Source organism: Nocardioides sp. Iso805N (genome assembly GCF_000364605.1).
Lineage (GTDB): Bacteria > Actinomycetota > Actinomycetes > Propionibacteriales > Nocardioidaceae > Nocardioides.
The window spans coordinates 76,883-102,713 of the sequence record NZ_KB822582.1 but is presented as its reverse complement, the minus strand read 5'-3'; the positions used below and the strand labels follow the sequence as shown (position 1 = coordinate 102,713).

At 72.0% G+C, this 25,831-nt stretch carries 26 protein-coding genes; 13 read left to right on the top strand and 13 right to left on the bottom strand.

Annotated features, from left to right (window positions below; genetic code table 11):
• Positions 1-10: 10 nt before the first annotated feature.
• From H036_RS24545 to H036_RS0116610, 3 genes are all read right to left on the bottom strand, one after another.
• Positions 11-2,470, bottom strand: a complete 2,460-nt coding sequence (locus H036_RS24545; RefSeq protein ID WP_017935933.1) for a putative bifunctional diguanylate cyclase/phosphodiesterase — start codon at positions 2,468-2,470, stop codon at positions 11-13.
• Positions 2,471-2,574: 104 nt separating this feature from the next.
• A complete protein-coding gene (locus tag H036_RS23290; protein ID WP_017935932.1) occupies positions 2,575-3,924 on the bottom strand; it encodes a pyridoxal phosphate-dependent decarboxylase family protein in 1,350 nt (449 codons plus the stop codon).
• Positions 3,925-3,995: 71 nt separating this feature from the next.
• Positions 3,996-5,147, bottom strand: coding sequence for a lysylphosphatidylglycerol synthase transmembrane domain-containing protein (locus tag H036_RS0116610; protein ID WP_157417499.1), 1,152 nt, complete (start codon positions 5,145-5,147; stop codon positions 3,996-3,998).
• Between the two features lie 141 nt (positions 5,148-5,288).
• Here H036_RS0116610 and H036_RS0116605 point away from each other — a divergent pair, with 141 nt between their 5' ends.
• The 3 genes from H036_RS0116605 (at position 5,289) to H036_RS0116595 (ending at position 8,127) form a co-directional block, all read left to right on the top strand.
• Positions 5,289-5,525 (top strand): hypothetical protein, encoded by a 237-nt coding sequence (locus tag H036_RS0116605; RefSeq protein WP_017935930.1) that lies wholly within the window; start codon positions 5,289-5,291, stop codon positions 5,523-5,525.
• A 5-nt stretch (positions 5,526-5,530) separates the two neighbouring features.
• Complete coding sequence (locus tag H036_RS0116600; protein WP_017935929.1) at positions 5,531-5,803, top strand: hypothetical protein; 273 nt, start codon at positions 5,531-5,533, stop codon at positions 5,801-5,803.
• A 95-nt stretch (positions 5,804-5,898) separates the two neighbouring features.
• Positions 5,899-8,127 (top strand): MMPL family transporter, encoded by a 2,229-nt coding sequence (locus H036_RS0116595; RefSeq protein WP_017935928.1) that lies wholly within the window; start codon positions 5,899-5,901, stop codon positions 8,125-8,127.
• A gap of 36 nt (positions 8,128-8,163) precedes the next feature.
• Here H036_RS0116595 and H036_RS0116590 read toward each other — a convergent pair whose 3' ends face one another.
• Positions 8,164-8,955 carry an AraC family transcriptional regulator gene (locus tag H036_RS0116590; RefSeq protein ID WP_017935927.1) on the bottom strand — a complete coding sequence of 264 codons (792 nt, stop codon included), beginning with the start codon at positions 8,953-8,955 and terminating at the stop codon, positions 8,164-8,166.
• A 48-nt stretch (positions 8,956-9,003) separates the two neighbouring features.
• On the opposite strand from H036_RS0116590, the gene H036_RS0116585 reads away from it, so the two are divergent.
• A complete protein-coding gene (locus H036_RS0116585) occupies positions 9,004-9,423 on the top strand; it encodes a DUF2000 domain-containing protein (RefSeq protein ID WP_017935926.1) in 420 nt (139 codons plus the stop codon).
• Positions 9,424-9,451: 28 nt separating this feature from the next.
• On the opposite strand, the gene H036_RS0116580 is transcribed toward H036_RS0116585, so the two are convergent.
• The gene (locus H036_RS0116580) at positions 9,452-9,919 is read right to left on the bottom strand and encodes a hypothetical protein (protein ID WP_017935925.1); all 468 of its coding nucleotides are present in this window, start codon (positions 9,917-9,919) and stop codon (positions 9,452-9,454) included.
• Positions 9,920-10,067: 148 nt separating this feature from the next.
• On the opposite strand from H036_RS0116580, the gene H036_RS0116575 reads away from it, so the two are divergent.
• Complete coding sequence (locus tag H036_RS0116575) at positions 10,068-10,829, top strand: LLM class F420-dependent oxidoreductase (RefSeq protein WP_017935924.1); 762 nt, start codon at positions 10,068-10,070, stop codon at positions 10,827-10,829.
• A gap of 54 nt (positions 10,830-10,883) precedes the next feature.
• On the opposite strand, the gene H036_RS23285 is transcribed toward H036_RS0116575, so the two are convergent.
• The 3 genes from H036_RS23285 to H036_RS23275 form a co-directional block, all read right to left on the bottom strand.
• Positions 10,884-12,743 carry a KUP/HAK/KT family potassium transporter gene (locus tag H036_RS23285; protein ID WP_017935923.1) on the bottom strand — a complete coding sequence of 620 codons (1,860 nt, stop codon included), beginning with the start codon at positions 12,741-12,743 and terminating at the stop codon, positions 10,884-10,886.
• A 106-nt stretch (positions 12,744-12,849) separates the two neighbouring features.
• Positions 12,850-13,251 carry a hypothetical protein gene (locus tag H036_RS23280; protein ID WP_017935922.1) on the bottom strand — a complete coding sequence of 134 codons (402 nt, stop codon included), beginning with the start codon at positions 13,249-13,251 and terminating at the stop codon, positions 12,850-12,852.
• The gene (locus tag H036_RS23275; protein ID WP_081615589.1) at positions 13,248-15,380 is read right to left on the bottom strand and encodes a CDP-alcohol phosphatidyltransferase family protein; all 2,133 of its coding nucleotides are present in this window, start codon (positions 15,378-15,380) and stop codon (positions 13,248-13,250) included. Before H036_RS23275 ends, H036_RS23280 begins: the two co-directional genes overlap by 4 nt.
• A 106-nt stretch (positions 15,381-15,486) precedes the next feature.
• On the opposite strand from H036_RS23275, the gene H036_RS0116555 reads away from it, so the two are divergent.
• The 6 genes from H036_RS0116555 to H036_RS0116530 are packed head-to-tail and all read left to right on the top strand — an operon-like array spanning position 15,487 to position 20,301.
• On the top strand, positions 15,487-16,482 hold the full coding sequence (locus tag H036_RS0116555; RefSeq protein ID WP_017935921.1) for a zinc-dependent alcohol dehydrogenase: 996 nt from the start codon (positions 15,487-15,489) through the stop codon (positions 16,480-16,482).
• 9 nt (positions 16,483-16,491) lie between these two features.
• Positions 16,492-16,905, top strand: a complete 414-nt coding sequence (locus tag H036_RS0116550; protein WP_017935920.1) for a 6-pyruvoyl trahydropterin synthase family protein — start codon at positions 16,492-16,494, stop codon at positions 16,903-16,905.
• Positions 16,902-17,945: a glycosyltransferase family 4 protein gene (locus H036_RS23270; protein WP_051068712.1), complete on the top strand. Its 1,044-nt coding sequence runs from the start codon at positions 16,902-16,904 to the stop codon at positions 17,943-17,945. The genes H036_RS0116550 and H036_RS23270 overlap by 4 nt, the downstream gene beginning before the upstream one ends.
• A complete protein-coding gene (locus H036_RS23265) occupies positions 17,942-18,907 on the top strand; it encodes a lysylphosphatidylglycerol synthase transmembrane domain-containing protein (RefSeq protein WP_157417497.1) in 966 nt (321 codons plus the stop codon). Before H036_RS23270 ends, H036_RS23265 begins: the two co-directional genes overlap by 4 nt.
• Complete coding sequence (locus H036_RS0116535) at positions 18,900-19,625, top strand: RibD family protein (RefSeq protein ID WP_017935917.1); 726 nt, start codon at positions 18,900-18,902, stop codon at positions 19,623-19,625. Before H036_RS23265 ends, H036_RS0116535 begins: the two co-directional genes overlap by 8 nt.
• 1 nt (position 19,626) lies before the next feature.
• Positions 19,627-20,301 carry a GTP cyclohydrolase II gene (locus H036_RS0116530; protein WP_017935916.1) on the top strand — a complete coding sequence of 225 codons (675 nt, stop codon included), beginning with the start codon at positions 19,627-19,629 and terminating at the stop codon, positions 20,299-20,301.
• On the opposite strand, the gene H036_RS0116525 is transcribed toward H036_RS0116530, so the two are convergent.
• Positions 20,249-20,869: a hypothetical protein gene (locus tag H036_RS0116525; RefSeq protein WP_017935915.1), complete on the bottom strand. Its 621-nt coding sequence runs from the start codon at positions 20,867-20,869 to the stop codon at positions 20,249-20,251. The genes H036_RS0116530 and H036_RS0116525 overlap by 53 nt on opposite strands.
• A complete protein-coding gene (locus H036_RS0116520) occupies positions 20,866-22,203 on the bottom strand; it encodes an MFS transporter (protein WP_017935914.1) in 1,338 nt (445 codons plus the stop codon). Before H036_RS0116520 ends, H036_RS0116525 begins: the two co-directional genes overlap by 4 nt.
• Positions 22,204-22,314: 111 nt before the next feature.
• Between H036_RS0116520 and H036_RS0116515 the strand changes: the two genes are divergently transcribed.
• The gene (locus tag H036_RS0116515; protein WP_017935913.1) at positions 22,315-23,778 is read left to right on the top strand and encodes an aminopeptidase P family protein; all 1,464 of its coding nucleotides are present in this window, start codon (positions 22,315-22,317) and stop codon (positions 23,776-23,778) included.
• 16 nt (positions 23,779-23,794) lie between these two features.
• Here the strand turns inward: H036_RS0116515 and H036_RS24540 are convergent, their stop codons facing one another.
• Entirely contained in the window at positions 23,795-24,034 is a 240-nt protein-coding gene (locus tag H036_RS24540) for a cupredoxin domain-containing protein (protein ID WP_017935912.1), read from the bottom strand.
• Between H036_RS24540 and H036_RS26115 the strand changes: the two genes are divergently transcribed.
• Positions 24,033-24,155: a hypothetical protein gene (locus H036_RS26115; protein WP_017935911.1), complete on the top strand. Its 123-nt coding sequence runs from the start codon at positions 24,033-24,035 to the stop codon at positions 24,153-24,155. The two genes, H036_RS24540 and H036_RS26115, sit on opposite strands and share 2 nt — an antisense overlap.
• Positions 24,156-24,304: 149 nt before the next feature.
• Here H036_RS26115 and H036_RS0116505 read toward each other — a convergent pair whose 3' ends face one another.
• On the bottom strand, positions 24,305-25,015 hold the full coding sequence (locus H036_RS0116505) for a class F sortase (protein ID WP_017935910.1): 711 nt from the start codon (positions 25,013-25,015) through the stop codon (positions 24,305-24,307).
• A 7-nt stretch (positions 25,016-25,022) separates the two neighbouring features.
• Positions 25,023-25,781 (bottom strand): hypothetical protein, encoded by a 759-nt coding sequence (locus H036_RS0116500; protein WP_017935909.1) that lies wholly within the window; start codon positions 25,779-25,781, stop codon positions 25,023-25,025.
• Positions 25,782-25,831 lie beyond the last annotated feature (50 nt).

Genomic DNA, 25,831 nt, shown 5'->3' with positions numbered 1-25,831 from the left:
GGTGGCCACGTCACGGTAATGCATCCCGATCGGGGTTCGTGGCGAGTTCGGCCGACTGTCGCCCGCTGTGCACCCGAGTGGTGTGTTCCTCGGCCCGCTCGGGCGCGGCCGAGGCGTCGACCAGGTCGGGACCGGCACCGGCACCCGGACCGGCACCTGGACCGGCGCCGGAGCCGTTGGTGGCCCAGAGGCTGACCCAGCGCTCGACTTCGGAGGCGGGCATCGGCCGCGCGATGTGGTAGCCCTGCAGGCTGTCGACGCCCATGGTGACGAGGGTGGCCAGGTCGGTGGCGTTCTCGACGCCCTCGGCGACGATGCGCATGTCCAGCGCGTGCGCGAGCTGGATGGTCGAGGCGACGATCATCCTGCTGCGGTCGTCCGTGGAGACGTCGTGGACGAGGGACCTGTCGACCTTCAGCTCCTGCACCGGCAGGTTGCGCAGGTAGGTCAGCGAGGAGAAGCCGGTGCCGTAGTCGTCGATCGAGACCTGCATCCCGTGGTCGCGCACCTCGAGCAGGATGTCCCGGGCCCGTTGCGGATCGGCGAGGAACGAGTCCTCGGTGACCTCCAGCACGAGGCGGTCGGCAGGCACGTCCCACTCCTGCAGCGCATGGTAGAGGCGCGGCAGGAAGGTCTGGCTGAGCAGCTCCGGGGGAGCGCAGTTGATCGCCAGTCGCAGGTCCAGGCCCGCGGCGAGCCAACGGTGCAGGTCGCGGACCGCCTGCCAGGCGATCGCGTCCGACAACAGGCCCATCAGCCCCACGCGCCGGGCGGCCGGGAGGAAGGCGATCGGGCTGAGCAGCCCCTGGGTCGGGTGGCGCCACCGCACGAGTGCCTCCAGCGAGTGGACCTGCATGGTGGTGGTGTCGACCTGCGGCTGGTACCAGACCTCGATCTGCTCGTCGGCGATGCCTCGGCGCAGGTCCTCGGTCAGCTCCAGCCGTGACCGGGAGAACTCGTCGAGGTGGGCGTCGTAGAGCGCTGCTCCGGACCGGGAGCTCTTCGCCTGGTACATCGCGACGTCGGCCCGGCGCAGCACTTCACCGCTGTCGGTGTCGCTGTCCTTGACGACGGTGATGCCGATCGACCCGGCCGGGGAGATCTCGATGCCGTCGACCATGATCGGCTCGGCGAGCTCGCGCAGCACGCGGTGGGCGGTCTCCACGAGTGCTATCTCGTCGACGGTCTCGAGCAGGAGCGCGAACTCGTCGCCACCGAGCCGCGCCACCAGGCCGTCGCCGGCGACGGCCTCCTGCATGCGGACCGCCACGAAGGTCAGCACGACGTCGCCCGCATGGTGGCCGAGCGCGTCGTTGATCTCCTTGAAGCCGTCGAGGTCCAGCAGCATCAGGGTCAGCGGCCGCCGGTCGGCCAGGCACTTGTTGAGGTGGGCACGGACGGCCCGCCGGTTGGGAAGCTTGGTGAGGTCGTCGGTCTGCGAGAGCGCGAAGGCCTCCGTGGCTCGGTTGGCGTCGCGAAGCGCCAGCACCATCCGAGCGCCGACGGCGCTCAAGGTCAACACGGCCGGCGGCACGGTGTAGAACGCGAGCGTGTCGTCGGGCCGGATCGTCAGCACGGCGAGCGCGATCGCGCCGGCGGTGACCAGCAGGCGCGTCCCCGCCACCTTGGGGATGGCTCGCATCACCCGTTGCTCGGGACGGCACGCGGCCGCGACCAGCAGGAGCCAGGCGCCGCCCCACAGGGCGTTGCTGGTGTTGCCGAAGTCGTAGGTGGGAGCCGAGACCTGCAGGGCGAAGCCGGAGTCGGCGCAGGCGAGCAGCACGAAGGCCGCGCCCAGCATGAGGGACTTGCGCTGGTCACTGCGGGTCTGCAACAGCGACTGGCCGAGCACCACCAGCGCCAGCGCCAGATCGGCCAGCGGATACATCAGGGCCAGCAGGAGCGCCAGGCCGTTCTCTCCCGAGGCGAGTCGGATCGGTGTGACCAGGAGCAGTGACGCCAGACAGGACGTCGCCCCGCAGATCACCGCGACGTCGAGCCAGCTGCGGGTGAGACGACTCTGTCTGCGATCCACGTCGAGGATCAGGTAGCCGACCAGGCCGAGGTAGGAGGTCAGGAACAGCCACTCGCCGGGCGAGGGGAACTGCTGCTGCTCCTCGAGGCTCGCGGCGTTGACCACCAGCGACCCGAGCGACCAGATCGTCACCGTGGCCGCCAGCATCACCAGCGGGATGCGACGGGTCGGGTAGAGCCGCGCCGCCAGCACCAGCCGGAGCACCAGGAGCGGGAAGAACACGGTCAGGCTGGTCAGCAGGATCGCCTGTGCGGTCTGGTACGACGCTCGCTCTGCGATCTGGTTGGTCACCAGCCCGCCGACCAGCACGGCCCACGAGAGCCGCGCGATCGTGCGGTGGACCGCCTCGGTGCGTCGCCGCGGGCGGGTGAGGGTGGCGGACGCGGAGTGAGCGCTGGGCGAGGAGCCCTCGGGCTCCTTGGCGCGGCGCTCCATGTGTCCCCTTACCCGGGCCGTGGGTCTCGGCACTTCGGTCGTCGGCACTGCGGTGGACAGGTCGGTCGATGGTGTGGCTCGGCGCAGAGCCCTCAGCTGGCGGTTCAGCGGACTTCGCCCGTCAGACTCGCCAGCAGCAGGTCGACGTCCGAGCCCGTCGTACGTGGGTTGACGAAACAGAGCCGGAGCACCGTCTCGCCCGCGAACACGGTCGGTGTGACCAGCCCGAGGCCACCGTAACGCGCCGCCTGCGACCATCGCGCATACTCGTCGCCCTGCCATCCCGTACGCCGGAAGAGCACCACGGACAGCTGCGGCTCGGTCGCGAGCTCCAACACGGGGTTGGCTTCGATCTGCTTGGCGGCGTACGACGCGGTGTCCAGGCACCGCTCGACGGCGTCGACGTAGGCGTCGGTGCCGTTGGCGAGGAGCGAGGCCCACAGCGGCAGCCCGCGGGCGCGTCGGGTCAGGTGCACGGCGTAGTCGGCCGGGTTGTCGGCGTCGCCGTCGTGGGCGGCCTCAAGGTAGTCGGCCTGCTGGCGGTGGGCCGCGCGGGCACGCGCGGGTTCGCGGTAGAGGACCGCCGCGCACTCGTACGGCGTGAACAGCCACTTGTGCGGGTCGATCGTGATCGAGTCGGCGAGCTCGATGCCCGCGAACGCGGAGCGGAGGGCGGGCGCCAGCATCGCGGCGCCGCCGTACGCGGCGTCCACGTGCAGCCAGATCCGCCGGTCGGCACAGACCTCGGCGATCTCGCCCAGCGCATCCACGGCACCGGTGTTGGTCGCACCGGCGCTGGCGACCACGGCGACGACCTCCGCCGGATCGTGGGCGTCGAGGACCCGATTCAGGTCACCGGCACCCAGGGCGCCGTCCGGCGTACCGGCCGTCACCACGTCGCATCCCATGATGGCCGCGGCTGCTCGCACCGAGGCGTGCGCCGAGGCCGCCATCACCACGATCGCCGGAGGCCTGCCCGAGGCCGTGCTGCGGCCGTGCCGAGCCGCGACCAGGGCGCTGAGGTTCGCCATCGAGCCGCCGCTGACGAAGGCGCCGTGTGCGGTCGAGGGATACCCGAGGACGCCGCCCAGCCAGCGGAGCGCCGCTCGTTCGGCCGCGACGACCGCGCCGGCCTCGAGCTCGCTGCCGCCGTAGATCGACGCAGCCGACAGGGCTGCGTCGGTGAGCACCGCGGCGGGGGTGGGCGCGCCGCCGACGAAAGCGAGGTAGCGAGGATGGTCGGTCGGGAAGGCGGTGGGCAGCACGGCGTCTCGTACCCAGGCCCAGGCCGCCTCCATGCCCACCCCGTCGCCGGCGATCGCGGGAAGCGCGGTCGGCCGCCGATCCGGGTGGTGGCCCGGTGGGAGCGCACCCGCAGGATCGGACAGCCTCGCGGCGGCCCACGCGGCGATGTCCTTGAGGGTCTCGTGGTCCTGCGCGACGAACTCGTGCACATCGGCCTATCGGCAAGCCCGGGGCGTGGGCTGAGCGATTCTCCGGAGTTGTCGTCGGCCTGTCCGGCTGGCTAGGTGGTCGTCGCGCTCGGTGGGGCGACGGCCTTGGGTGCCATGGCCATGCCCACCAGCCCGAACGGCAGGGGCAGCCAGTAGCTGAAGAGCCGGTAGGCGAAGGTCGCGATGACCGCGTCGCCGGGACTGACGCCGGCGAGCACCAGCAGCGCCGTCAGACCCGCCTCGACGAAACCGAGGCCACCTGGCGTGACGGGGATGTTCGCAAGGGCCTTGGCGCCGGCGAAGGCCATCAGCACCAGACTCGGGTGCGGGTGGGACCCGATGCCGGCTAGGGCGACCTCGAGCGTCATGAAGTCCAGCAGCCAGCGACCGACCGCCGCGGCGATGGCGCGACGCCAGCGGCCCTCGAGGACTTCGGCGATGTGGCCTCGCGAGACCAGCAGGCTCTGGGGGAGGTGGGTGATGGGATCGGAGTGACGACGTATCCGGTTGCGGACGGCCTGCACCACGGCCCCGACCCACAGCAACGGACGGTCGGTCTTGATCAGCAGGGTGGCGATCGCCACCAGCACCAGGAAGGCGACCACCGCGGCCCCGGCGGCGGTCAGCAGGTTGTGGTTCACCGGGCCGCTCAGTACCGCCGGGATGGCCAGCAGCGGCAGCCCGAGCACGGTGCCGAAGACCAGCAGGTTCACCGCCGTCAGCGCGCTCACCACCGGTCGCCGCTCCAGGCCGGCGGCCACGAACATGCGGTACTGCAGCGCCGCTCCGACCGGTCCGCCGCCGGGAGCGATGTTGGACAGCGCGTTGGAGGCGAGCTGTGCAGCGATCACCGGGCGCCACGCGACCCCGCGCAACGCCACTCGCTGCAGGTCCCACAGGCACGCGCAGACGCCGACCTGCAGGAGGAACATGGCCGCGAGCGAGGTCAGCGAGAACCGGGTGATCTGGCGCCACGAGGAGAATGTCTCGACCAGGCTGGGAAGCACCAGGTAGAGCGAGACGAGGGTGATGGCCAGCCAGATCAGGTTCCGCCGCAGCGACCGGGGCTTCTCCTGCTCACCGCGCTCGATCTCGCCTTCGGTGTCGGCGTGCCGCTCGATCGCGCGCTCGAGTCGATCACCGATCGAGTGGGGGGCGGTCTCGTCGAGCACACCGACATCCTCGCAGAGGAACGGCGCCGTGCCGAGGAAAGTGGCTCGCACGCCCGGGCGCCGCTCCTCGATACGCGCTCGGCGCTGCGCCGATGACTCGATAGGTCAACGGTTCAGTCAGCAGACCACTCGCAATGGTCCCGCGGTCGCAAGTAACCTTGCGACGCAGCTGTCTGACAAGTACCTTGGCTCGTGGACGTAGAGCCGATCATTCTCGACTCTGCCCATCGCCACGGCGTACCAGAAGAGGACATGATTCACGCGCTGCGGTTCCAGATTCACCACGTCCGACAGGACGACGACATGGTGATGTTCATCGGGCCCGACCGTACGGGGCGACTCGTCGAGGTTGGCCTGGTGATCTGGTGGGGCGGCGAACTCGCCATTGCCCACGCACTCCGCCCAGCACGAGCCACGTATCTGAGGTGACATACATGCGACGCTCCCTTGAAGACCTCATCGCGAACGCGGATGCACTGGCCGACAAGTTCGAGAACTACGAGCCCAGCGCCGACGACTTCGACGCCCCGCTCCCGCCGCTGATGGCGGTCAAACTGGCGGCGTTCCGTCGCGCCCAAGCCGAGCGCGAGCTTGCGACTGCCATCACGCAGGCCCGCGAGGCCAAAGTCTCCTGGCGCACCCTCGGCGAGGCGATCGGCACCACTGGGGAGGCTGCCCGCCAGCGCTACACCAAAAGCGCCAGCTAGCCGGGGCCTGAGCTGGTGATCACTACCGGCCCGTCTTGACGCATCCCTCAATCCGGTGAGGCGTCGCGCGCTCAGACGTCGGTAGGTTGATCGCCATGACGTCGCCGTCGGAGACGGACGCCGAGCACGGAGTGCTGGAGAGCGGCCGGCTCTACCGGCTCGGTCGGGTGTGTGCCCGCCGCGCCTGGTGGGTGATCGGCGCATGGCTGCTCGTTGCCGTGCTGGTGATGGTGGGGCGCGCGGCCTTCGGCGGCAGCTACCTCGACGACTTCAACCTCCCCGGTACGCAATCGCAGGCGGGCGCCGACCTGATCGCCGCCCACGACCCGGCGGTCGGGGCGAACACGGGCCAGGTCGTCTTCTCGGTCTCCTCCGGGTCGGTCGCCGACCAGCGGAGCGTGATCGAGTCGGCGACCACGGCGATCGGCAAGGTCCCGCACGTGGTGTCGGTGAGTGATCCGTTGGCCGCGGCCACCACGTCGAAGGACGGCACCACCGCCTACGCGACGGTCCACTTCGACCAGAACCCGCTCAAGCTCGGCAAGCCGACGGTCGACCGGATCGATGCTGCGGTCGCACCCGCGCGAGCGGCCGGCGTACAGGTCGACTACGGCGGGCCGCTGGGTCAGGCCGCCAAGCCGGACGCCTCCGAGATCGCCGAGGTGGTCGGCATCCTGGCGGCGATCGTGATCCTGCTCGTCGGGTTCGGCTCGGTGTACGCCGCCGGTCTGCCCATCCTGAGCGCTGTCACCGGAGTGGTCACCGGCCTCGGCATCCTCTCGCTCCTGGCCGCGGCGACGACCTTCGCCTCGGTCTCGCCGACGCTCGCCCTGATGATGGGGCTGGGCGTGGGCATCGACTACGCGCTCTTCCTCACCACCCGACATCGCCAGATGCTGATGGACGGCCACGACCCGGTCGAGGCGGCGGCGCACACGGTCGCGACCAGCGGCCGCGCGGTGGTCACGGCCGCGGTGACGGTGATGCTGGCGATGTTCGGCCTCTACGCGTCCGGGCTGGCCTTCATCGGCAAGCTGGGGCTGGCCGCGGCGACCACGGTCGGTGTCGGCGCTGTCGCGGCCGTCACGCTGGTACCGGCGCTGCTCGGCGCCGCAGGCCGGCGGATCGACCGGCTGCACGTCCGGACGCCCGTCGCCGAGCGGAGCGCGGGCAGTGGCGAGAGCGGCTGGCACCGGTACGCCGAGCGCGTCGGCGCCCACCCCTGGCGGTTCCTGATCAGCGGCCTGGCCGTGCTCGCGATCCTCATCATCCCGTTCTTCTCCATGCGGCTCGGTCACGTCGATGCCGGCGCGGACCCCTCCGGCTGGACCTCGCGACGCGCCTACGACCTGATCGAGAAGGGCTTCGGCATCGGCGCCAACGGGCCGCTCACCGTCGTCGTGGACGTGCCGAAGGGCGCCACGGCCGACGCGGCGACCCAGCTCGGCCAGCAGGTCGCCACCGCGATCGCGGCCTCGGACGACGTCGCGAGCGTCTCGCCCGCGCAGCCGTCGTCGGACGGCTCGTTGCTGATCCTCAGCGTCGTACCGAAGACCGGGCCGCAGGATGCGGCCACGCTGACCCTGCTCGACACCCTGCGCGCGCAGACGCTGCCGAAGGCGCTGGCCGGGTCGCAGGCTCGGGGTCTGGTGACCGGGCCGGTCGCCTCGCAGCTCGACTTCCGCAACAAGATCGCGGATCGACTGCCGCTGATCGTGATCGTGGTGATCGTGCTCGCGTTCCTGCTGTTGCTGGCGACCTTCCGCAGCCCGGTGCTCGCCCTCAAGGCGGCGGTGCTCAACCTCGTCTCGATCGGTGCCGCCTACGGGGTGCTCGTCGCGGTCTACCAGTGGGGCTGGGGGTCCTCCCTGCTGGGCGTCGGCGAGAAGGTCCCGATCGAGTCGTACGTGCCGATGATGATGTTCGCCATCGTCTTCGGCCTGTCCATGGACTACGAGGTCTTCCTGCTCTCCCGGATCCGCGAGGGCTGGTTGCGCCACCACGACAACCACGCCAGCATCGTGGAGGGCCTCTCGGCCACCGCCCGGGTGATCACCTGTGCGGCGCTGATCATGGCCAGCGTCTTCTTCTCCTTCGTGGCGAATCCCAGCGTGGTGGTCAAGATGATCGCCCTCGGGCTCGGCGTCAGCGTGATCGTCGACGCCACCGTCATCCGGCTGCTGCTGGTCCCGGCGAGCATGTACCTGCTCGACCGGCTGAACTGGTGGATGCCTGCCTGGCTGGACCGCTGGCTGCCGCACCTCGACCCCGAGGGCCCGCCGCCGGAGACACACGTGGCCGCGGTGCCGGCCGGCGACGCCTGAGCAGCGGGTGGCCGATCGCGCCGTACGCCGGAGGTCTCAGCGCGCCGATCGCGCGTAGGCGGCCGGTGTTGTCCCGAGGAGTCTGCGGAAGTGGCGGGTGAGGTGCGCCTGGTCGTAGAACCCGACAGCGGGGGCGACCTCGACGGGTGCCACCCCGGAGAGCAGCAGCCGGCGCGCCCGGTCGAGCCGACGGCCGGTGAGGTAGCGGTAGGGTGCGATGCCGTACTCGAGGCCGAAGGCCCTGACCAGGTGGCTGGGGTGCGCGCCGAGCTCGGCCGCCAGGTCGGCGAGGACGACCTCCTGCTGCAGCCGGTCGTCGAGGATGCGGCGCAGCCTGGCGGCCAGCGGCCGGTCGGTGCTGACAGGGGTCGTGACCCGGTCCAGCCGGTCGTGCAGCGCGTCCGTGACCAGCGCGAGCCGCGCCTCGGCCTCGAACCGGTCGTGCGAGCGGTCGAGTGCGTCATCCAGGCCGCGCACCGCCGAGAGCAGCTCGCGGTCGCGCCAACCCGGCTGGTCCACGGCGGCGCCGATGCGGTCGTGCCCGAGCACGTCCTCCTCGAGGTAGATCACCCGCTTGCGGAACCCGGCGCTGGTCGCGTTGTGGCCGTCGTGCGGCACGTGGGGCGGCAGCAGGGTCACCAGCGAGGGCATCGCGCCGTGGTCGTGCCGGTCGAGCTCGAACCCGATGGTGCCGCTGTCCACGACCAGCAGCGTCCAGGTGCCGTGGGTGTGCGGCGGGTAGGCGTGGCTGGGGAAGTGCGCGTGCAGCACCTCAGCGACCCCGGCGACCTCGGGCCGCCAGGCCCGGATCGTCGCCGCTGAGCCCATGTCAAGAACGTACAAGACCGCTCGGTCGGCAACCGCGACGATCGGTGCATGGGCAGCTATTCGTTCGACACCAAGATCGCCGTGATCCTGCGCGAGGACCTCGCGCCGTGGCAGGGGGTGAACGCTGCGGCGTACCTCGTCAGCGCGATCACGCACGCCTTCCCGCAGCTGGTCGGCGCGGCCTACGAGGACGCCGACGGCACGCCGTACCTCGCCACGCTCGGGCAGCCCGTGTTCGTCTTCGAGGGCGGGAAGGAGACGCTGGGGGAGGTGCGTGAGCGTGCCGTACGCCGCGAGCTCGCGGCCAGCGTCTTCACCAGCGACCTGTTCAGCACCGGCAACGACGAGGACAACCGGGCCGCTGTCCGCGCCGTAGGGGGACCAGACCTGGACCTGGTCGGGGTGGCCGTGCACGGACCGGGCAACGCGGTCGACCGGGTGATGAAGGGCGCGCGCCGGCATCCGTGAGCCGGCGCGCGACCGCGGGCCGTGGGGCCTAGTAGGTCCCCTTGATCACGAAGAACGAGCCGCGGATCGTGCCGGCCAGCTTCGACTTCTGCCGGGCGAACTTGAACCCGGCGGCGGCGAGCTCCTCGGGCACCTCCATGCCCTCGGACAGCTTGAACCCGACCGCGCGCTTGCCCGAGTCTGCGAGCGTGTAGAGCACGTTGATGATCAGGCCGGACTCGTAGATCACCTCCGGCCACTTGATGCCGTCGACCTCGATGTCGGCGACCTCCAGCGCGCGGGACGAGATCTCGAGGTCGCGCTCCTCCTTGAGGATGCGTTCCACCCACGCCAGCAGCTCGGGAGCCTCCTCGGCAGGGATGGTCGTGTAGGTGTGGTCGTACTTGTTCTTGAAGTACCTCGCCTCGTTGGCCCGCAGGCCGGCCAGGGCATCGGCGACGGGGGAGGTCTCGAGGCCGATCGTCGAGACGTCCTGGAAGTCGACTGCGTAAGACATGGGTGCTCCTCGTGGTGGGCCTGGTGGCCATTGTGCCGGTAGGTCTCTCGATGGCTCGACGGTCGAGCACCGAGGAATGTGACATCGCCGGCTGGAGTTCACGCGCTGGCCCGGGCACGGTTTCGACCGCGGCCGTAGGTTGGACCCCATGACCCGCCCTCTCCGGATCGGCGTCCAGCTGCAGCCGCAGCACGCCGACTACAAGCAGATCCGTGATGCCGTCCGCCAGGCCGAGGAGCTCGGCGCGGACGTCATCTTCAACTGGGACCACTTCTACCCGCTCTACGGCGAGCCCGAGGGCAAGCACTTCGAGGCTTGGACCACGCTCGCCGCCTGGGCCGAGCAGACCAGCCGCGCCGAGCTCGGCGTGCTGGTGACCTGCAACAGCTATCGCAACCCCGAGCTGCTGGCCGACATGGCCCGCACCGTCGACCACATCAGCGACGGCCGGCTGATCCTCGGCATCGGCTCGGGCTGGTTCGAGAAGGACTACGACGAGTTCGGCTACGACTTCGGCACCGCCGGTGGCCGTCTGGACGCGCTGGCCGAGGCGCTGCCGCGGATCGAGTCGCGCTTCGCCAAGCTCAACCCGGCTCCCACGCGTCACATCCCGGTGCTCATCGGCGGCGGCGGCGAGAAGAAGACGCTGAAGCTGGTCGCCCAGCACGCCGACATCTGGCACTCCTTCGCCGACGTCGACACGCTCAAGCACAAGCTCGGCGTGCTGGCGGGACACTGCGAGACGATCGGCCGCGACGTCTCCGAGATCGAGGTCTCGGTCGCCGCGACGGATGTGGACGGCGCCAAGGCGCTGCGCGAGGCGGGCGCCTCGCTGATCACGTACGGCGTCGGCGGTCCTGACTACGACCTCAAGCCGCTCGAGCAGCTCATCGCCTGGCGCGACAGCTGAGCTGTCGGGCCGAGCCCGGCCGGTGTCTCGCGGGTGGGGGCCACTCGGATCCGCTCAGAGCCGGAGCTCGCGCCCGAGCGTGACCGCCCGGTCGCGCGGCACCGCGAGCTGGTCGACACGATCGGTGACCAGGCGGCTCAGCAGTAGGTAGAGCCGTTGCTGCCAGACCGGCATCGGGCTGTCGCGGGTGACGCGCGGCTTCGGCTCGGAGAGGAAGAAGTAGGCGCTGTCCGGGTCCAAACCATCGAGTCGTTCGTCGTCGCGACAGGCGTTGCGCAGGACGTCGACGACGTTGAGGCGGTCGCGATAGCCGAGCGTCACGTCGAGGGACACGATGCCCTCGCCCGCCTCCTCGACGCGGATCGCGTGCTCGTGCGCCCGCGAGGTAGGGGTGTCCTCGACGTGCCAGCTCAGCAGCACGGTGCGTTCGGGCAGCACCCGCCCGAGGTCGAGCGCGGTCCGCAGGGCGAACGGCGCGACCGCGCGATCGTAGGTCAGGAACACACCGTCGCCCGGGACCCGCTCGGGACCGATCTCGACGAGACGCGCAACCAGGTCCTCGAGCGGGAGCTCCTCCTCGCGCCGGGTGGTCGCGACGCGGCGCTGCCCGGTCCACCACGTCCACATCACGACGAACATCACCGAGCCGATGAGCAGTGGCAGCCAGCCTCCGGAGACCACCTTCGGCAGGGCCGCGACGAAGAAGGTCAGCATCAGCACCCAGGCTGCGGCTCCGGCAGACGTCTTCCGCCAGTTCCGTCTGGCGTGTTGCAGCACGACATACAGCGTCACGGTGACCAACAGGGTCACGCTCACCGCGAGGCCGTACGCCGCTGCGAGTCGCTCCGAGCTGCGGAAGCCGATGACGACCGCGAGCACCGCCACGCCGAGGGCCCAGTTCGCTGCCGGGATGTAGATCTGCCCCGCGTGGGCCGAGGAGGTGTGCCGGGTCCGCAGCGACGGCAGGATGCCGAGACCGCCACCCTGGTGCACCACGGTGAAGCCTCCGGCGATGACCGCTTCCGAGGCGATGATCGTGGCGGCGGTCGCGATGATCAGCACCGGGATCGTCCCCAAGGAGGGAACGACGGCGTAGAAGGGATCCATGGCCGCCGCGGGATGACGCATCACCTCGCCGGCTTCGCCGAGGTAGGCGAGGATCAAGGCCGGCAGCACGAGGAAGAGCCATGCCCGGCGGATCGGTGAGCGCCCGAAGTGACCGAGGTCGGCATAGAGCGCCTCGGCCCCGGTGACGGCGAGGATCACCGAGCCCAGGGCGATGAAGGCGGTGGCCGGCTCCTCGAAGAAGTAGGCGACGGCATAGCTCGGCGAGATCGCGGCGAGCACGGGCGGGTCGTGGACCAGGGACCCGATCCCGGCCAGTGCGAGGACGACGAACCAGAGGACCATCACCGGTCCGTAGAGGCGTCCGATCGCGCCGGTGCCGATGTGCTGGAGGACGAAGACGCCCGCGAGGATGACCAGCGCGACCGGGACCACGAGGGGCGCCAACCCGGGGTCGGCGACCTTCAGGCCCTCGGCGGCCGACAGCACGCTGATCGCCGGCGTGATGACGCTGTCGCCCAGGAACATCGCCGCGCCGATCATGCCCAGGAACACGGTGACGGTGACGGTCCGGTGAGACGTCGCCGTCCGACGCAGAAGCGCCAGCAGCGCGAGCAGGCCGCCCTCGCCTTCGTTGTCGGTGCGCAGCAACAGGCCGACGTAGAGCGCGGTGACGACGAGGAGCAGGCTCCAGATCACCGTCGAGGTCAGGCCGTAGACGGTGGCCTGGTCGAGCTGCTTGCCCTCACCGAGCACCGCCCGCATGGCGTAGAGCGGGCTGGTGCCGATGTCGCCGAAGACGACGCCCAGAGCGCCGACCGTCAGACTCGCGCCAGCCGGTGTGGCCACCTCACCGGCCGCTCTTCGGCTGCGTCGTTCTCATGAGGCAACGCGCGAGCGGTCTCCCGTGCAGGGCCATGCCACGGTGGTACCCGAACCGGCGCCACCCCACCCCTCAGCCCGCCGGTCGCGGTCGCGCCTTCGACACCGGACGGCGTGCGGCTGGCAGGTAGCCCTCGCGCCACAGCCCGATCGCGCCCGCAAGCACGGCGACCGCCTCGGCGATGAAGGCGGACCAGACGTAGGCGCCCTGCCAGTGCTCGTTGACGCCGAAGAGGCCGACCGTCGCGGAGATGACGAAGGCGGCCATGGTCGAGACGCCGAAGCCCAGCGCCAGGAACAGCGGCTCCCAGTCGCGCCAGGCGAGCAGCAGGATCGCGATCACGACGCCGGCCACGACGTTGATCATGAAGGCCGGTCCGACGACGTGCTGGTGTCGCACGCCGTCGATCCACAGGTGCAGGTGCACATAGGCGGAGACCAGTACGGCGAGGGCCGCGAGGACTCGGATCATCATGGGTGTCTCCTTTCGGTGGCCTCGCCGCTGAAGGCAGCGAGGAAGCGGTTGCGGAACGTGTCCATCCGCCACACGGATGCGTCGGGTGCGGGCAGCAGCCCGTCCTGCCAGTGCCAGCCGTCGATCGCGCTGAGGACCGCGGGGTCGCGGGCGATGATGCTGATCGGGACGTCGTGGCCGGGGTCGGTGCCACTCACGTAGCTGTGCGGCTGATGATCGCCGAGCACCACCAGCACGAGGTTGGGGTCCGACACCTGCCCCAGCCAGGAGACCAGCGCCTGCCAGGTGTACTCGACCGACTCCCCGTAGGCCGCCCGCACCTTGGTCGGGTCGGCGAGGACCGACGCCGCTGAACCGCCGTCGGTGGGCACGTGGTCGAAGACCGATCCGTCGCCCACGCTCGGCCAGCCGACCAGGTGCGGCAGCGGAGTCCACGGGTGGTGGCTGGAGACCAGGTCGACCTCCGCCATCACCGGCTGGTGCGCGCCGGTGAGCTCGTTGCGCTGCAGCGCCGCCAGGGTGAACTGGTCGGGCATGGTCGCGTAGCCGAACCGCGGACCGCGGTAGTCGACGTTGTCGGCGTCGTAGAGCTTGTCGAAGCCGTAGAACCGGCGACCGTCGGCCCAGTTCTTGGTGATCGCCGGTACGTCGAAGACCGTGCGCCAGCCGGACTGCTCGAACGCCGAGGTCAGGGTGGTGCGCCGCGCTGTGACGAGCTGGTTGTAGCGCTGCTGGCTGTCGACCCACAGCCCCGACTCCAGGGTCGAGTGCGCCAGCCAGCTGGCCGCGCCGAACGTCGGCGAGGTCAGGAACGCGCTGCGGGCGCCGTACCCGGAGGCCTGCAGCTGCGCCGTGCCGCGCTCGAGGACGGCGTCGATGCCGGGGGAGTAGGACGTGCCCTGCACGGCGACGCGGCCATAGCTCTCCACGAAGACGAGCAGCACGTCCTTGCCTCGCAGGCCGGTGAGGAGACCCGACGGGACCACGTCGGGGGCCGCCAGCTCGTGGGCGAAGTGCGTTCGGTCGGCGAGGTCGGAGCGGACCGCCCGCACCTGGCCGAGCGCCAGGTCGGTGGTGCGGGTGGAGGCCAGACCTGATCCCGCGGCGGCGGTGAGGACGCCGACCGCGGCGATCCCGGCCACGGCGGAGACGCCGAACCGACGGTGTCGCGCGGCCGAGGACATCACCCGCGCACTCGCCCCGGTGAGCACGGCCAGCAGGACGACTACCAGCAGCACGACCGCTGCCACCACGCCGGCCGCCCCGAGCAGCCCGCCCGAGTCGCGCACGACCCCGATGGCGGGGCCGAGGTAGTAGGAGTCGTTGAGGAGGTCGAAGGGGCGGTCGAGCACGACCGAGAAGCCGAGGTCCAGTGCGCGCAGGACGAGGAGCAGGGTGAGCAGGACGCCCACGAGGGCGCTCACCGGTCGGCGCGCGGCACGGGGCGTGACGAGCGCCACCGCCACCAGCACCAGCAGCTCCACCGGCACCCGGAGCACCGCGCCGAGCGAGACCTGGTCCAGCCGGTCGGGCGCGACCAGCGCCAGCCAGACCACGACGTACGCTGCGACGGTCACCGCCAGCGCCGGCCTGCCGTGCGCCTGCGCCGGGCGGGTACCCCACAGCTGTCGCACCTGGTGGGCGAACGACTCGACCAGGAGCGCCAGCGCGACGACCAGCGCGGTCAGCTCCACGGCGCGGGGCAGCAGGTCCGCGGCGACGACCGTCAGCACGATCCCCTGGACGGCGGCGGTGACCTTGGCCCAGTAGCGCGGCGGTGTCTCACCGCGCAGCCACGGCCAGCACCACCCGGCGACCAGCAGGAGGTAGCGCGCCAGCCCGATCAGGAGGACCCACCACGCGACGTGCGCGGCGACGTACGTGCTGAGCACCAGCACGAGGAACGCGTCGACCTCCATGTCGTAGCGCGCCCCGAACCGGGTGCAGGTCCCGGTCCTGCGGGCGACGTAGCCGTCGACCCCGTCCAGCACGAGCGCGATCGCGGCCAGCGTCACGAGCAGGCCGACCCGAGCGGGGCCTGAGAACGAGAGCACGACCAAGAGGGCCACGACGCAGGCGAGCAGCAGTCGTATCGTCGTGATCGTGTTCGCGGCCCGGATCTGAACCATCTGCCTGCCACCTCCGTGATGGGAGTACACGACAGACACGACACCCGCTCTGCTCCGGTTCAATCCGGGCCGACGCAGTGCCGGCCAGCACGCAAGGAGGGCTCGGATGGAGCCACGCAGCGCCCGTGCCTTCGTCACCGTGCGCCCCGGCGTCGGTGAGATCCACCAGGTGGCGTTGCCGGACCCGGGCGCCGAGGAGGTCCTGGTCCGTGCACTGCACAGCGGGATCAGCCGCGGGACCGAGACGCTGGTCTTCCGCGGCGAGGTGCCTGTGGCGCAGCGCGAGCGGATGCGCGCCCCGTTCCAGCGCGGCGACCTGCCCGGCCCGGTGACCTACGGCTACCTCAGCGTCGGTGTCGTCGAGGCCGGTCCGCGTGCGCTGCTGGGACACACCGTCTTCTGCCTCCATCCCCACCAGACGGCGTACGTCGTCCCCGCCGACGCGGTGCTGCCGGTTCCGGAGGACGTGCCGGCGAGGCGGGCGGTCCTGGCCGGCACGGTCGAGACCGCCGTGAACGCCCTGTGGGAGGCCGCGCCGCTCGTCGGCGACCGGATCGCGGTCGTCGGCGGCGGCATGGTCGGCTGCTGCGTCGCGCGCCTGCTCGGGGCCATCCCCGGCGTCGATATCACCGTGGTGGATCCCGACGGCGACCGAGCGGCGACGGCGGCAGCGCTCGGCGTGGCCTTCGCGACGCCCGAGGCGGCACTCGGCTCACTCGCCGGCCAGCTGGACCTGGTCGTGCACGCCAGCGCTACGGGCGAGGGGCTGGCCCTGGCACTCGACCTGCTCGGTGAGGAGGGCACGGTGCTGGAGATGAGCTGGTACGGCGACCGCACGGTCCCGGTCGCCCTGGGCGGCGCCTTCCACTCCCGCCGGCTGCGGATCATCGCCAGCCAGGTCGGTGCCGTCGCGGCCGCCCGTCGGCCCCGGCGTACCACGACCGAGCGGCTCGCGCTTGCCCTCTCGCTGCTGCGCGACGACGCGTTCGACGTACTCCTCAGCGACAGGTCGCCGTTCGAGGAGCTCCCGGAGGTGATGGCTGCGCTCGCCGCGGGCCGGCCGGCGCTGTGCCACACCATCGACTACGACCCGGAGGGATGAGCGATCACGATGCCCACGTCCTGCTACACCGTCACGGTCCGTGATCGGATCATGGTCGCGCACAGCCTGAGGGGGGAGGAGTTCGGACCGGCGCAGCGGCTGCACGGCGCGACGTACGTCGTCGAGGCGGCGTTCCGCGGGCCGGAGATCGACGCCTCGGGGGTGCTGGTCGACATCGGACGGGCCGCCGCCGAGCTGCGCGACGTGCTGGCCGGGCTCGACTATCGCAACCTCGACGAGTCGCCCGCGTTCGCGGGCCGCAACAGCACGACCGAGGCCGTCGCCCAGGTCGTCGGCGATGCACTCGGCGAGCGGATCCTCGCCGGCGTGCTGGGCCCGCACGTCTCGGCACTGACGGTCACCCTGCGCGAGTCGGACATCGCGTGGGTGTCCTACGAGACCGGGCCGTGGGACTCGCGATGAGGACCGTCCACCTGGTCGTCCCCGAGGGTGTCGACGACCCGACCCGGCCCAGCGGCGGGAACGTGTACGACCGGCGGGTCGCCGACGGCCTTGCGGCCCGCGGCTGGCGGGTCGTCGAGCACGCGGTGGCGGGTCCGTGGCCGTGGCCCGACCGGGCGGCGACGGCGCTGCTGGCCGCCGCCCTGGCCGAGGTGCCCTCCGATGAGCCGGCGCTGGTCGACGGTCTGGTCGCGGGCGCCTCACCGGGCGTCCTGGTCCCGGCCGCCGCAAGGCTCGCGCTCGGCGTACTCGTGCACCTGCCGCTCGGGCTCGACGCACCGCACGCGCGCCCCGCGGAGGAGGCGGTGCTGGCCGCGGCTGGGGTCGTGATCGCCACCAGCGACTGGACGCGGGGCTGGCTGGCCGACCACTACCGCCTGTCATCGGTGGCGGTCGCGCCGCCGGGCGTCGACCCGGCGCCTCCGGCTGCGGGCTCGGAGACCGGGGCTGGCGAGGGGGGAGCGCTGCTGTGCGTGGGGCGAGCCGGTCGGGCCAAGGGGTACGACGTCCTGGCGACCGCCCTTGAGACCCTCACCGACCTGGCCTGGTCCTGCGTGTGGGCGGGACCGGTCGAGCACGCCGCGCCCAGCCGGATCACGACCACAGGTCCCCTCCCGGCCGCCGCCCTGGCCGAGCGCTACCGTGCCGCGGACCTGCTGGTGCTCCCCTCTCGCCACGAGACCTTCGGGATGGTGCTCACCGAGGCGCTGGCCCACGGCGTACCGGTGGTCGCCTCGGACGTCGGCGGTGTCCGCGAGGCGGTCGGTCGCGCGCCGGACGGGCGCCTCCCCGGCCTCCTGGTCCCATCCGGCGAGCCCGAGGCGCTGGCCCGGACGTTGCGCCGTTGGCTGACGGATCCGAGCCTGCGGGCCTCGCTGCGCGCTGCGGCGCGGTCGCGCCGCGGCACCCTGACGAGGTGGGCCGACACCGTCGCCTCCGTCGAGGCCGCGCTGCCGGCACCGCTGCCACGGCACAGGGAGCGGCTGGTGGCGCGGCCGTGAGCGCATCCACGACGGTCCCCGCGGCCGCCTCCACGACCGCGGCAGCGCGGCGGTCTGGTGGTGTGTCCGAACGCGCGGCCCTCAGGATCAGGCCCTGGCTGCGACCGGCGCTGGGCGTGCTGATCGTGGTGGCACTCCTGGTGCGCTTCGGCGCGGACCCGGTGGTGCGTGGCCTGCGCGCCACCGACGGCACCCTGCTGCTGGTCGCGGTCGGGCTGACCGCCGTCGCGACGGCCTGCTGTGCGTGGCGCTGGCGGGCGGTGGCGGCGGTGTTCGGCGCCGAGATCGGCCTCGGTACGGCGTACCTGTCCTGCTACGGCTCGCAGTTCCTCAACGCGACCCTGCCGGCGGGCGTGTTGGGCGACGTGCACCGTGCCGTCCAGCACGGCCGCCGCGCCGGCAGCCTGCCAAGGGCGGCGCGCAGCGTCGTCTGGGAGCGCACCCTCGGCCTGATCGTGCAGGTGGCGGCGACGGTGGGTGTGCTGGCACTCGTGCCGACGGGCCTGCGGCCGGTGGCGCTGGTCGTCGGTGGGGTTGCGCTGGCCGCGGCTGCGCTGGTGCCGTGGATCCGTCCCGTCGCCCGTGATCTGGCCGCCGTCCTCGCCCGGCCGCGTGCGGCGGTGACAGTGGTGGCCACCTCGCTCGCCGTCGCCGGCGCTCACGCCGTCGTCCTGCTCACCGCGATGAACGTCGTCGGGGTCGACCTCGACGGCCCGCAGCGGCTCGCCCTCGCGCTGGCGGTGCTGCTCGGCTCCACGGTGCCTACCAGCATCGCCGGGTGGGGACCCCGGGAGGGCATCGCAGCATGGGCGTTCGTGGCGTGCGGCCTGCCCGCCTCCGACGGGTTGGCGGTCTCGGTCGCCTACGGCGTCGCCGCCCTGGTGGCCACGCTGCCCGGCGGGATGGCGCTGCTGGTGACCCACGTCGTGCTCGTCCGGAGGGAGGCGTCGTCGCGTGGCTGAGAGTGCGAGCCGGCCCTACACGCTGCTGAGCTGCTGCGTCTCGCTCGACGGCTGCCTCGACGACACCAGCGAGCAGCGACTGGTGCTCTCCAACGACGCCGACCTGGACCGGGTCGACGCCGTCCGGGCCGGCTGTGACGCGATCCTGGTCGGTGCCGGCACCATCCGCGCCGATGACCCGCGCCTCTTGGTGCGTGCGGCCGAACTCCGCCGTGAGCGGGCCGGACGCGGGCTGCCCGAGAGTCCCCTCAAGGTCACCGTCACGGCGCGCGGCAAGCTCGAGCCCGAGGCGCGGTTCTTCACCCTCGGCGCGGGCCCGAAGCTGGTCTACTGCGCCGACGCCAGTGCCGCGGATCTGCGTGCCACGGTGGGGGAGCGGGCCGAGGTGGTCGACGCCGGACCCACGATCACCATGCGTGCGCTGGCCGAGGACCTGCACCGCCGAGGCGTACGCCGCCTGCTGGTCGAGGGCGGCGCGAGCATCCTCACCCAGTTCCTGGGCGAGGGCGTCGCCGACGAGCTCAACCTCGCTCTCGCGCCGCTGCTGGTGGGGGACCCGCACGCGCCGCGGCTGCTCGGCCCGGGCACCGCGGGTGAGGCCGGCAGCCGGGCGCGGCTGGCCGGCGTGCGCCAGATCGGAGACGTGACGGTGCATCGCTATGCGCTCTCCGCGCGCTTCCCGGGGCCGTCGTGCGAGTGCCCGCCCGAGGAGCGCTGAAATGCGGCAGGCCACGATCAGGACTCACGTCCGGCTCCCCGTCCGGCTGCCGGGTGGCCAGGTCACGACCGCCCGGTTGTTCACCTTCGACGGTCTGGCCGACGGACGGGAGCACATCGTGCTCGGCCTCGGTGACCGCTCGGAGCCGGCGGCTGCCTGCGGGCCCGGCGTACCGCTGGTGCGGGTGCACAGCGAGTGCCTGACCGGCGACGTGCTGGGCAGCAGGCGGTGCGACTGCGGGCCACAGCTCGACGACTCACTCGACCGGCTCGCCTCCGAGGGCGGCTACCTGCTCTACCTGCGACAGGAGGGTCGCGGCATCGGCCTCTACGCCAAGATCGACGCCTACGCGCTGCAGGACGACGGGCTGGACACCTTCGACGCCAACGTCGCGCTCGGCTATCCCGCGGACGGCCGCGACTACGCCGTCGCCGCCCAGATGCTGCAGGCCCTGGGCATCGGCGAGGTGCGGCTGCTCACCAACAATCCCGACAAGACATCGCAGCTGACCCGGCTCGGGATCGGGGTGGTCGAGCAGGTGCCGATGACGGTCCACCTGACGCCGAGCAACCGTGCCTACCTCGCTGCCAAGCAGGCGCGGTCCGGGGAGCCGATCCGACCCGTCAGACCAACCCGCGCACCTGCGCGACGAGGGTCTGCTCGACGGCCTTCGTGACGGCCTTGGTGACCAGGTTGCCGAGTTGGCTGGAGTCGTCGAGGTCGCCGAGGAGCGCGCGTACGTCGAGGTTCTCCACGGCCTGGCGCAGCACCTCGTCGGTCGGCAGCGCTCGGTTGATGACCGTGTCGGGAAGTGCCCGGATCGCCAGCTTGACCAGCGCATTCAGGTCGGCGGAGTCGAGGGCCTGGTCGACCAGGTCTGCGGCGGGCGGCAGCGCGCCGGCCGCCTTCACCCGGTCTATGGCGTCGAGCATCCCCGCCTTGAGCGCGTCGACCTGGGCATCGGACGGATCCTCGTGGTCCTGGGCGAGCTGGAGCGTCAGGGCCTCGCGGGAGACCCCGAGCCGGCACGCCGCACCGTCCAGCCCGAGCAGCACCAGCTGTTGCCCGAGTGCGTCGAGGGTGGCGGGGGTCCGGGTCGGGGCGGGCGCCGTGCACGGATCGGCCACCGCGCTCGGCGCGTAGCGGCCTCCGCCGTTCGCGACCTGGACGACCAGCACGATCGCCACCAGCACGAGGGCGAGGAGGGGCAGCGCGAGGCTCCGTGCCCGTACGGCGAGGCTCACCGCGACCTCCGGCGTACGGAGAGGGGGATCAGGGCCAGCAGTGCCAGGGCGCCGGCGATCAGGAACGAGTCGCGGAAGGCGCGGGTCGCCGCGCGGCGTACCTGGTCGTCCAGCGCGCGTTCGAGGTCGTCGGCGGCCGGCCGGTCCTCGGGGGCGATGTCGAGCGAGCGGAAGGCCGGGCGCAGGTCTGGGACCTGGTCGTGCTGGTCGGCCAGCCGGTCGGACAGTGCGTGCGCGATGGCGACCTTGTCGCCGGCCTGCAGCGGTGCGTCCAGCACCAGGGCGGTGACCGCTTCCTGTGCCGGCCCCTGGGCCGCTTCGAGGCTGGCGGTGAAGACCGGGGTCAGCACCAGCAGGCCGGCCACGACGCCGAAGTGACGGGCTGCGATGGTCCAGCCGCCGTGGACCGCCCGCGGCAGGCGGTCGCGCAGCGCGGCGGCGGTCAGGCGGTCCACCGTCATGCCCAGACCCAGCCCGATCAGGGCCTGCGGCGCGATGGTCCAGGCCAGGTGCGCCGAGGGCGGCAGGGCGAGTGCGACCAGGCCGCCGGCGATCAGCAGGCTGCCGGCCACCGCCTCCATCCGCGGCGTGGCCCCGAGCCGGCGCACCAGCGGCCGGGCCGCGGCCGCCGCCAGCGGGATCACCGAGACGGTCAGGGCCGCGGCGGCAGGGGAGTGGCGCCAGCCCTCCACCAGCAGCAGCACCAGGAGGAACAGCGCTGCCGTCAGCGCGGCCGAGAGCAGCGCCAGGGCGAGGTTGGGCGCGAGCGCGGGCGGGTGCCGCTGCGGTGTCGGCGTACGGACCGGCCGGATGCTGAGCGCGGCCGGTACGGCGAGGATCGCCACCGGCACCTGCACCACGAAGATCGCCTGCCAGGAGATGGCCTCGGTGAGCAGTCCGCCCACGACCGGGCCGGCGGCGGTGCCGACCACGCCGGCCGCGATCCACCAGCCCACGCCGCGAGTCTCGCCCTCGACGCTCACCAGCAGCTCGAGTGAGCCGACCAGGGCGAAGGCACCGCCGAGCGCCTGCACCGACCGCGCGGCGATGAGCAGCTCCATCGAGCCGGCCAGCGCACACGCGGCCGACGCCGCCGCGAACAGCGCTATCCCCGCGGCGCAGCAGATCCGCGGGTCGAACCGGTCGCAGAGCCGGGCGGCGGGGACGGCGCACAGCGCCAGCACCAGGTTGAAGGAGATCAGCACCCACGCGATCTGCGGGACGGTGCCGTGCAGCCGCTGCAGGATCGCCGGAAGGGCGAGCGTGACCACCGCTGAGTCGGCGAGCACCAGGCCGACCGTCAGCGCAAGGAGGGGAACCCGGAAGCGGCGCACGAGCCCATCCTTCCCTCAGGTGCGAATCAGTCGAAAGGGCAGCCGAGTTTGCACCCGCTGCTGCGGACTCGGCGAATTCGCCGGCCGCCGAGCGCTGCTTAGGGTGCTGCCGTGACAGATCTCGACGCCCGTCCCGTGACCCCGCCGACCGCCCCGACCTCGATGCCGCGCGGCGCGAACGAGGATCCCCGGATGCCGCGGCTCGGGCGGTCGGCCGGGTTCACCTCGTTCATCGCCGGGCAGTGGGGCGAGCCGGAGCGGCCCGCACCGGTGGTGGCGGGCGCCGCCGACGCGGCCGCCGCGCACCGGGCGCGCCTCAGCGCGGCCTTCCCCGGCGCGGCGATCGTGGTTGCCGGCGGGCGCGCGCCGGCTCGGGTCAACGACTGCTACTACGACTTCCGGCCGCACAGCGACTTCGCCTGGCTGACCGGCTGCACGGCCGAGGACGCGGTCCTGGTGATGACGCCGGCCGGCTCATCGCACGACGCCACGCTCTACCTGCCCGCGCCGTTCGGCCCCGGTGAGGAGCGGTTCTTCGCGGACGCGACGTACGGCGAGCTCTGGGTCGGAGCCGCGCCGCGCCTCGCGGACTGGCAGCGCGCGCTCGACGTACCCGTGCGGGACCTGAGTGACCTCGAGGCCGCGCTGGCGCGGACCTCCGAGGCGCTCGTCGGCGGTCACCGCGACTGGCCGCCCGCGCTCGAACGCCCGGAGCAGTCCACCGAGCTGACGCGCGTGCTCGCCGAGCTGCGGATGGTCAAGGACGCCTGGGAGATCGCACAGCTGCGCCAGGCGGTCGACGCCACCGTGCTCGGCTTCGGGCAGACGGTGCGGGAGATCCCGACCGCGATCCGGTCCGGCGGCGAGCGCTGGCTGCAGGGCACCTTCGACCGGGCCGCTCGCACCTTCGGCAACGGGCCGGGCTACGCCAGCATCGTCGGTTCCGGACCGCACGCCCCGACGCTGCACTGGGTGCGCGCCGACGGCCCGGTGCTGCCCGACGAGCTGCTGCTGCTCGACATGGGTGTGGAGGTCGACTCGCTCTACACCGCCGACGTCACCCGCACCTTCCCCGCCTCCGGACGCTTCTCCGAGGTGCAGCGCCGGGTGCACGACCTGGTCGAGCGGTCCCACCGGGCCGGACTGGACGCCGTACGTCCGGGGCGTCCCTACGGTGACTTCTTCGAGGCTTCGATGCAGGTCATCGCCCAGGGCCTGCACGACTGGGACCTCCTCCCGGTCTCGGTCGACGAGGCGCTCTCGCCGGACGGCCAGCAGCACCGCCGCTGGCTGGTCTGCGGGATCGGCCACCACCTCGGTCTCGACGTCCACGACTGCGCGCGGTCGAGCTACGAGGCCTACCAGGGCGGCACGCTGGAGCCCGGCATGGTGATGACCGTCGAGCCGGGTCTCTACTTCCACGCCCACGACCTCTCCGTCCCGCCGGAGCTGCGCGGGATCGGCGTACGGCTCGAGGACGACGTCCTGGTCACCGAGCGCGGCTCCGAGGTGCTGTCCGCGGCGCTGCCGATCGACGCCGCCGGGATCGAGACGTGGATGGCGAAGCCCGGCTAGGTCGCCGGCGCGTGGGTCAGCTGACCCGAAGGGTGCCGTGCATGTTGCTGTGGTAGGCGCAGTGGTAGGCGTAGGTGCCGGGCTTGCTCGGCGCGGTGAACGTGACGGTCTTGCCCGGCGGGATCGTCACGTTGAAGGCTCCGCCGCTGTTGGCGGTGACGGTGTGCGCCTCACTGTCCATGTTCATCACCTCGACGGTGGACCCTGCCGGGACCGAGGCGGGGCTGGTGAACGCGAAGCTCTTGATCATGATCATGTCCGCCATGCTCGAGCTGCCCGTCGTGCTCGGCGCCATGGACATGGGGGACATGGAGGACATGGAGGACATGGAGGACATGGAGGACATGGAGCCCGACGACGAGGCGTGGGCGCTCTGAGCGCTGGTGGCGGTCGCGTTGCCGCTGCTGCCGCAGGCAGCGAGCGAGACGACGCCGACAACGGCGGCCCCGAGCAGGGCGATGGTGCGGCCGGTGGTTCGGCCGGTGGTTCTGGACATGGCTGTTCTCCTGGTGCGGAGTAGGTGTGATCAGGACGCGTCGGCGGTGTGCACGAGGTGGGCGAAGACGACCTCGTTGCCGATGTGGTGGTGGATCGAGGCGTCGAAGTCACTGCAGGTGATGAGCCGCAGGCTGGGCTCGGACAGGTCCCGGCCGCCGTAGACGAGGCGAGTCGGGAACGTCGCCTTGAGGAAGTCCCGTACGGCGTCGACGTGGAAGGTGAGCACGTGCCCGTCCGCTCGGTGCACGATCACGCGATCGCCGGGGTGGATGTCGCCGAGCCTGAAGAAGACCGAGGGGCCGGTATCGGTGTCGACGTGTCCCTCGATGATCGCGGGCCCGGGCTGGCCGGGCGAGGGGGAGTTCGTGAACCAGGCTGCTTCGTTCAGGTGTGGCCCTGGTTGGGGCACTGCCAGGCTGCCGTCGGCGGCGAGCCCGATCGGGTTCACCGTCGTGCTGACGCCGATGGCCGGGATGGAGATCGTCGTGGGGCGAGAAGGCCCCAGCGGCGCCGGGGCCGCCGGCCCCGCGTCCCCGGCGTCGGCACCAGCGGAGCCGGTGCCGACGGGGAGGCTCGGCGAACTGCTCGGGAGCGGATCGATCCGACCGGCCGACGTCGGCTCCGGGGCGCTGACCTGGGCTCGCACCACGACGATTCCCAGGACCGCGGCGGCCGCCACGGCCACAAGGGCGAGCACGAGGGCGACCTTGCGACCGGGCGACCAGCCAGGTGTCGGCATGGAGGCGTCAGGCCTTCACAGACCTGCGACGGACGGTGAACAGCGCGGTCCCGGTGCCGGCGACGAGGAGACCACCGGCGAGCAGCAGCAAGCCCGAGTCCTCCATCCCCGCGGTCGAGCCGGTACCGGTGCTCACGCCGCCGGCGGGCATCGCGTGCAGCGCGCCGCACAGGGCCGGTGACGTCGCTGCCAGCGGCAGGCTGGGCACGAGGTCGCTCTTCTCGCCCTGGGCCTTCTTGCTCAGCGTGGTCGGGTCGTCACCGTGGACGACGACCACCGCGGTGTCGTTCTTCAGGGACTGGACGACCTTCGGATCCAGGGTGATGGTGCGCGAGTAGTGGGTGCTGGTCCCGGACGGGGCGATCTTGATGTCGGTCCCGGCGGCCGGAGACGTGTCCCCGGTGACCGACAGGGTGGTCCCGATCGGGCCGTACGCCGGGGCGCCCTCCGTGGTGGACACGACGCCGTCGCCGTTCTTGTCGGCGGAGGCGGTGGGACACACGCCCTGGCCGCCGATGTGGATGTGCTGGACGTGGGGGAACGGCGCGCCGTTGAACTGGCCTGCCAGCCCGGACCAGCTCTCGGTCACCTTCGCGGTGTTCCCGTTCAACGTGAGCATGAGCATGCCCGACCCCGACTGGTGGTTCAGCGGGTTCAGCGTCGCCTGGTAGGACGAGCCCGAGTCGGCCGTCGCCGGCCCCGCGGCGAGCGCCAGCGGAGCAGCCGCGGCGGCGAGGGGAACCAGAATGCGAAGTACCTTGTGCATCGTCTTCCTCTTCTCTGATCTGGGAGCCTTCGAAGGCGGTTCCTCCTCGA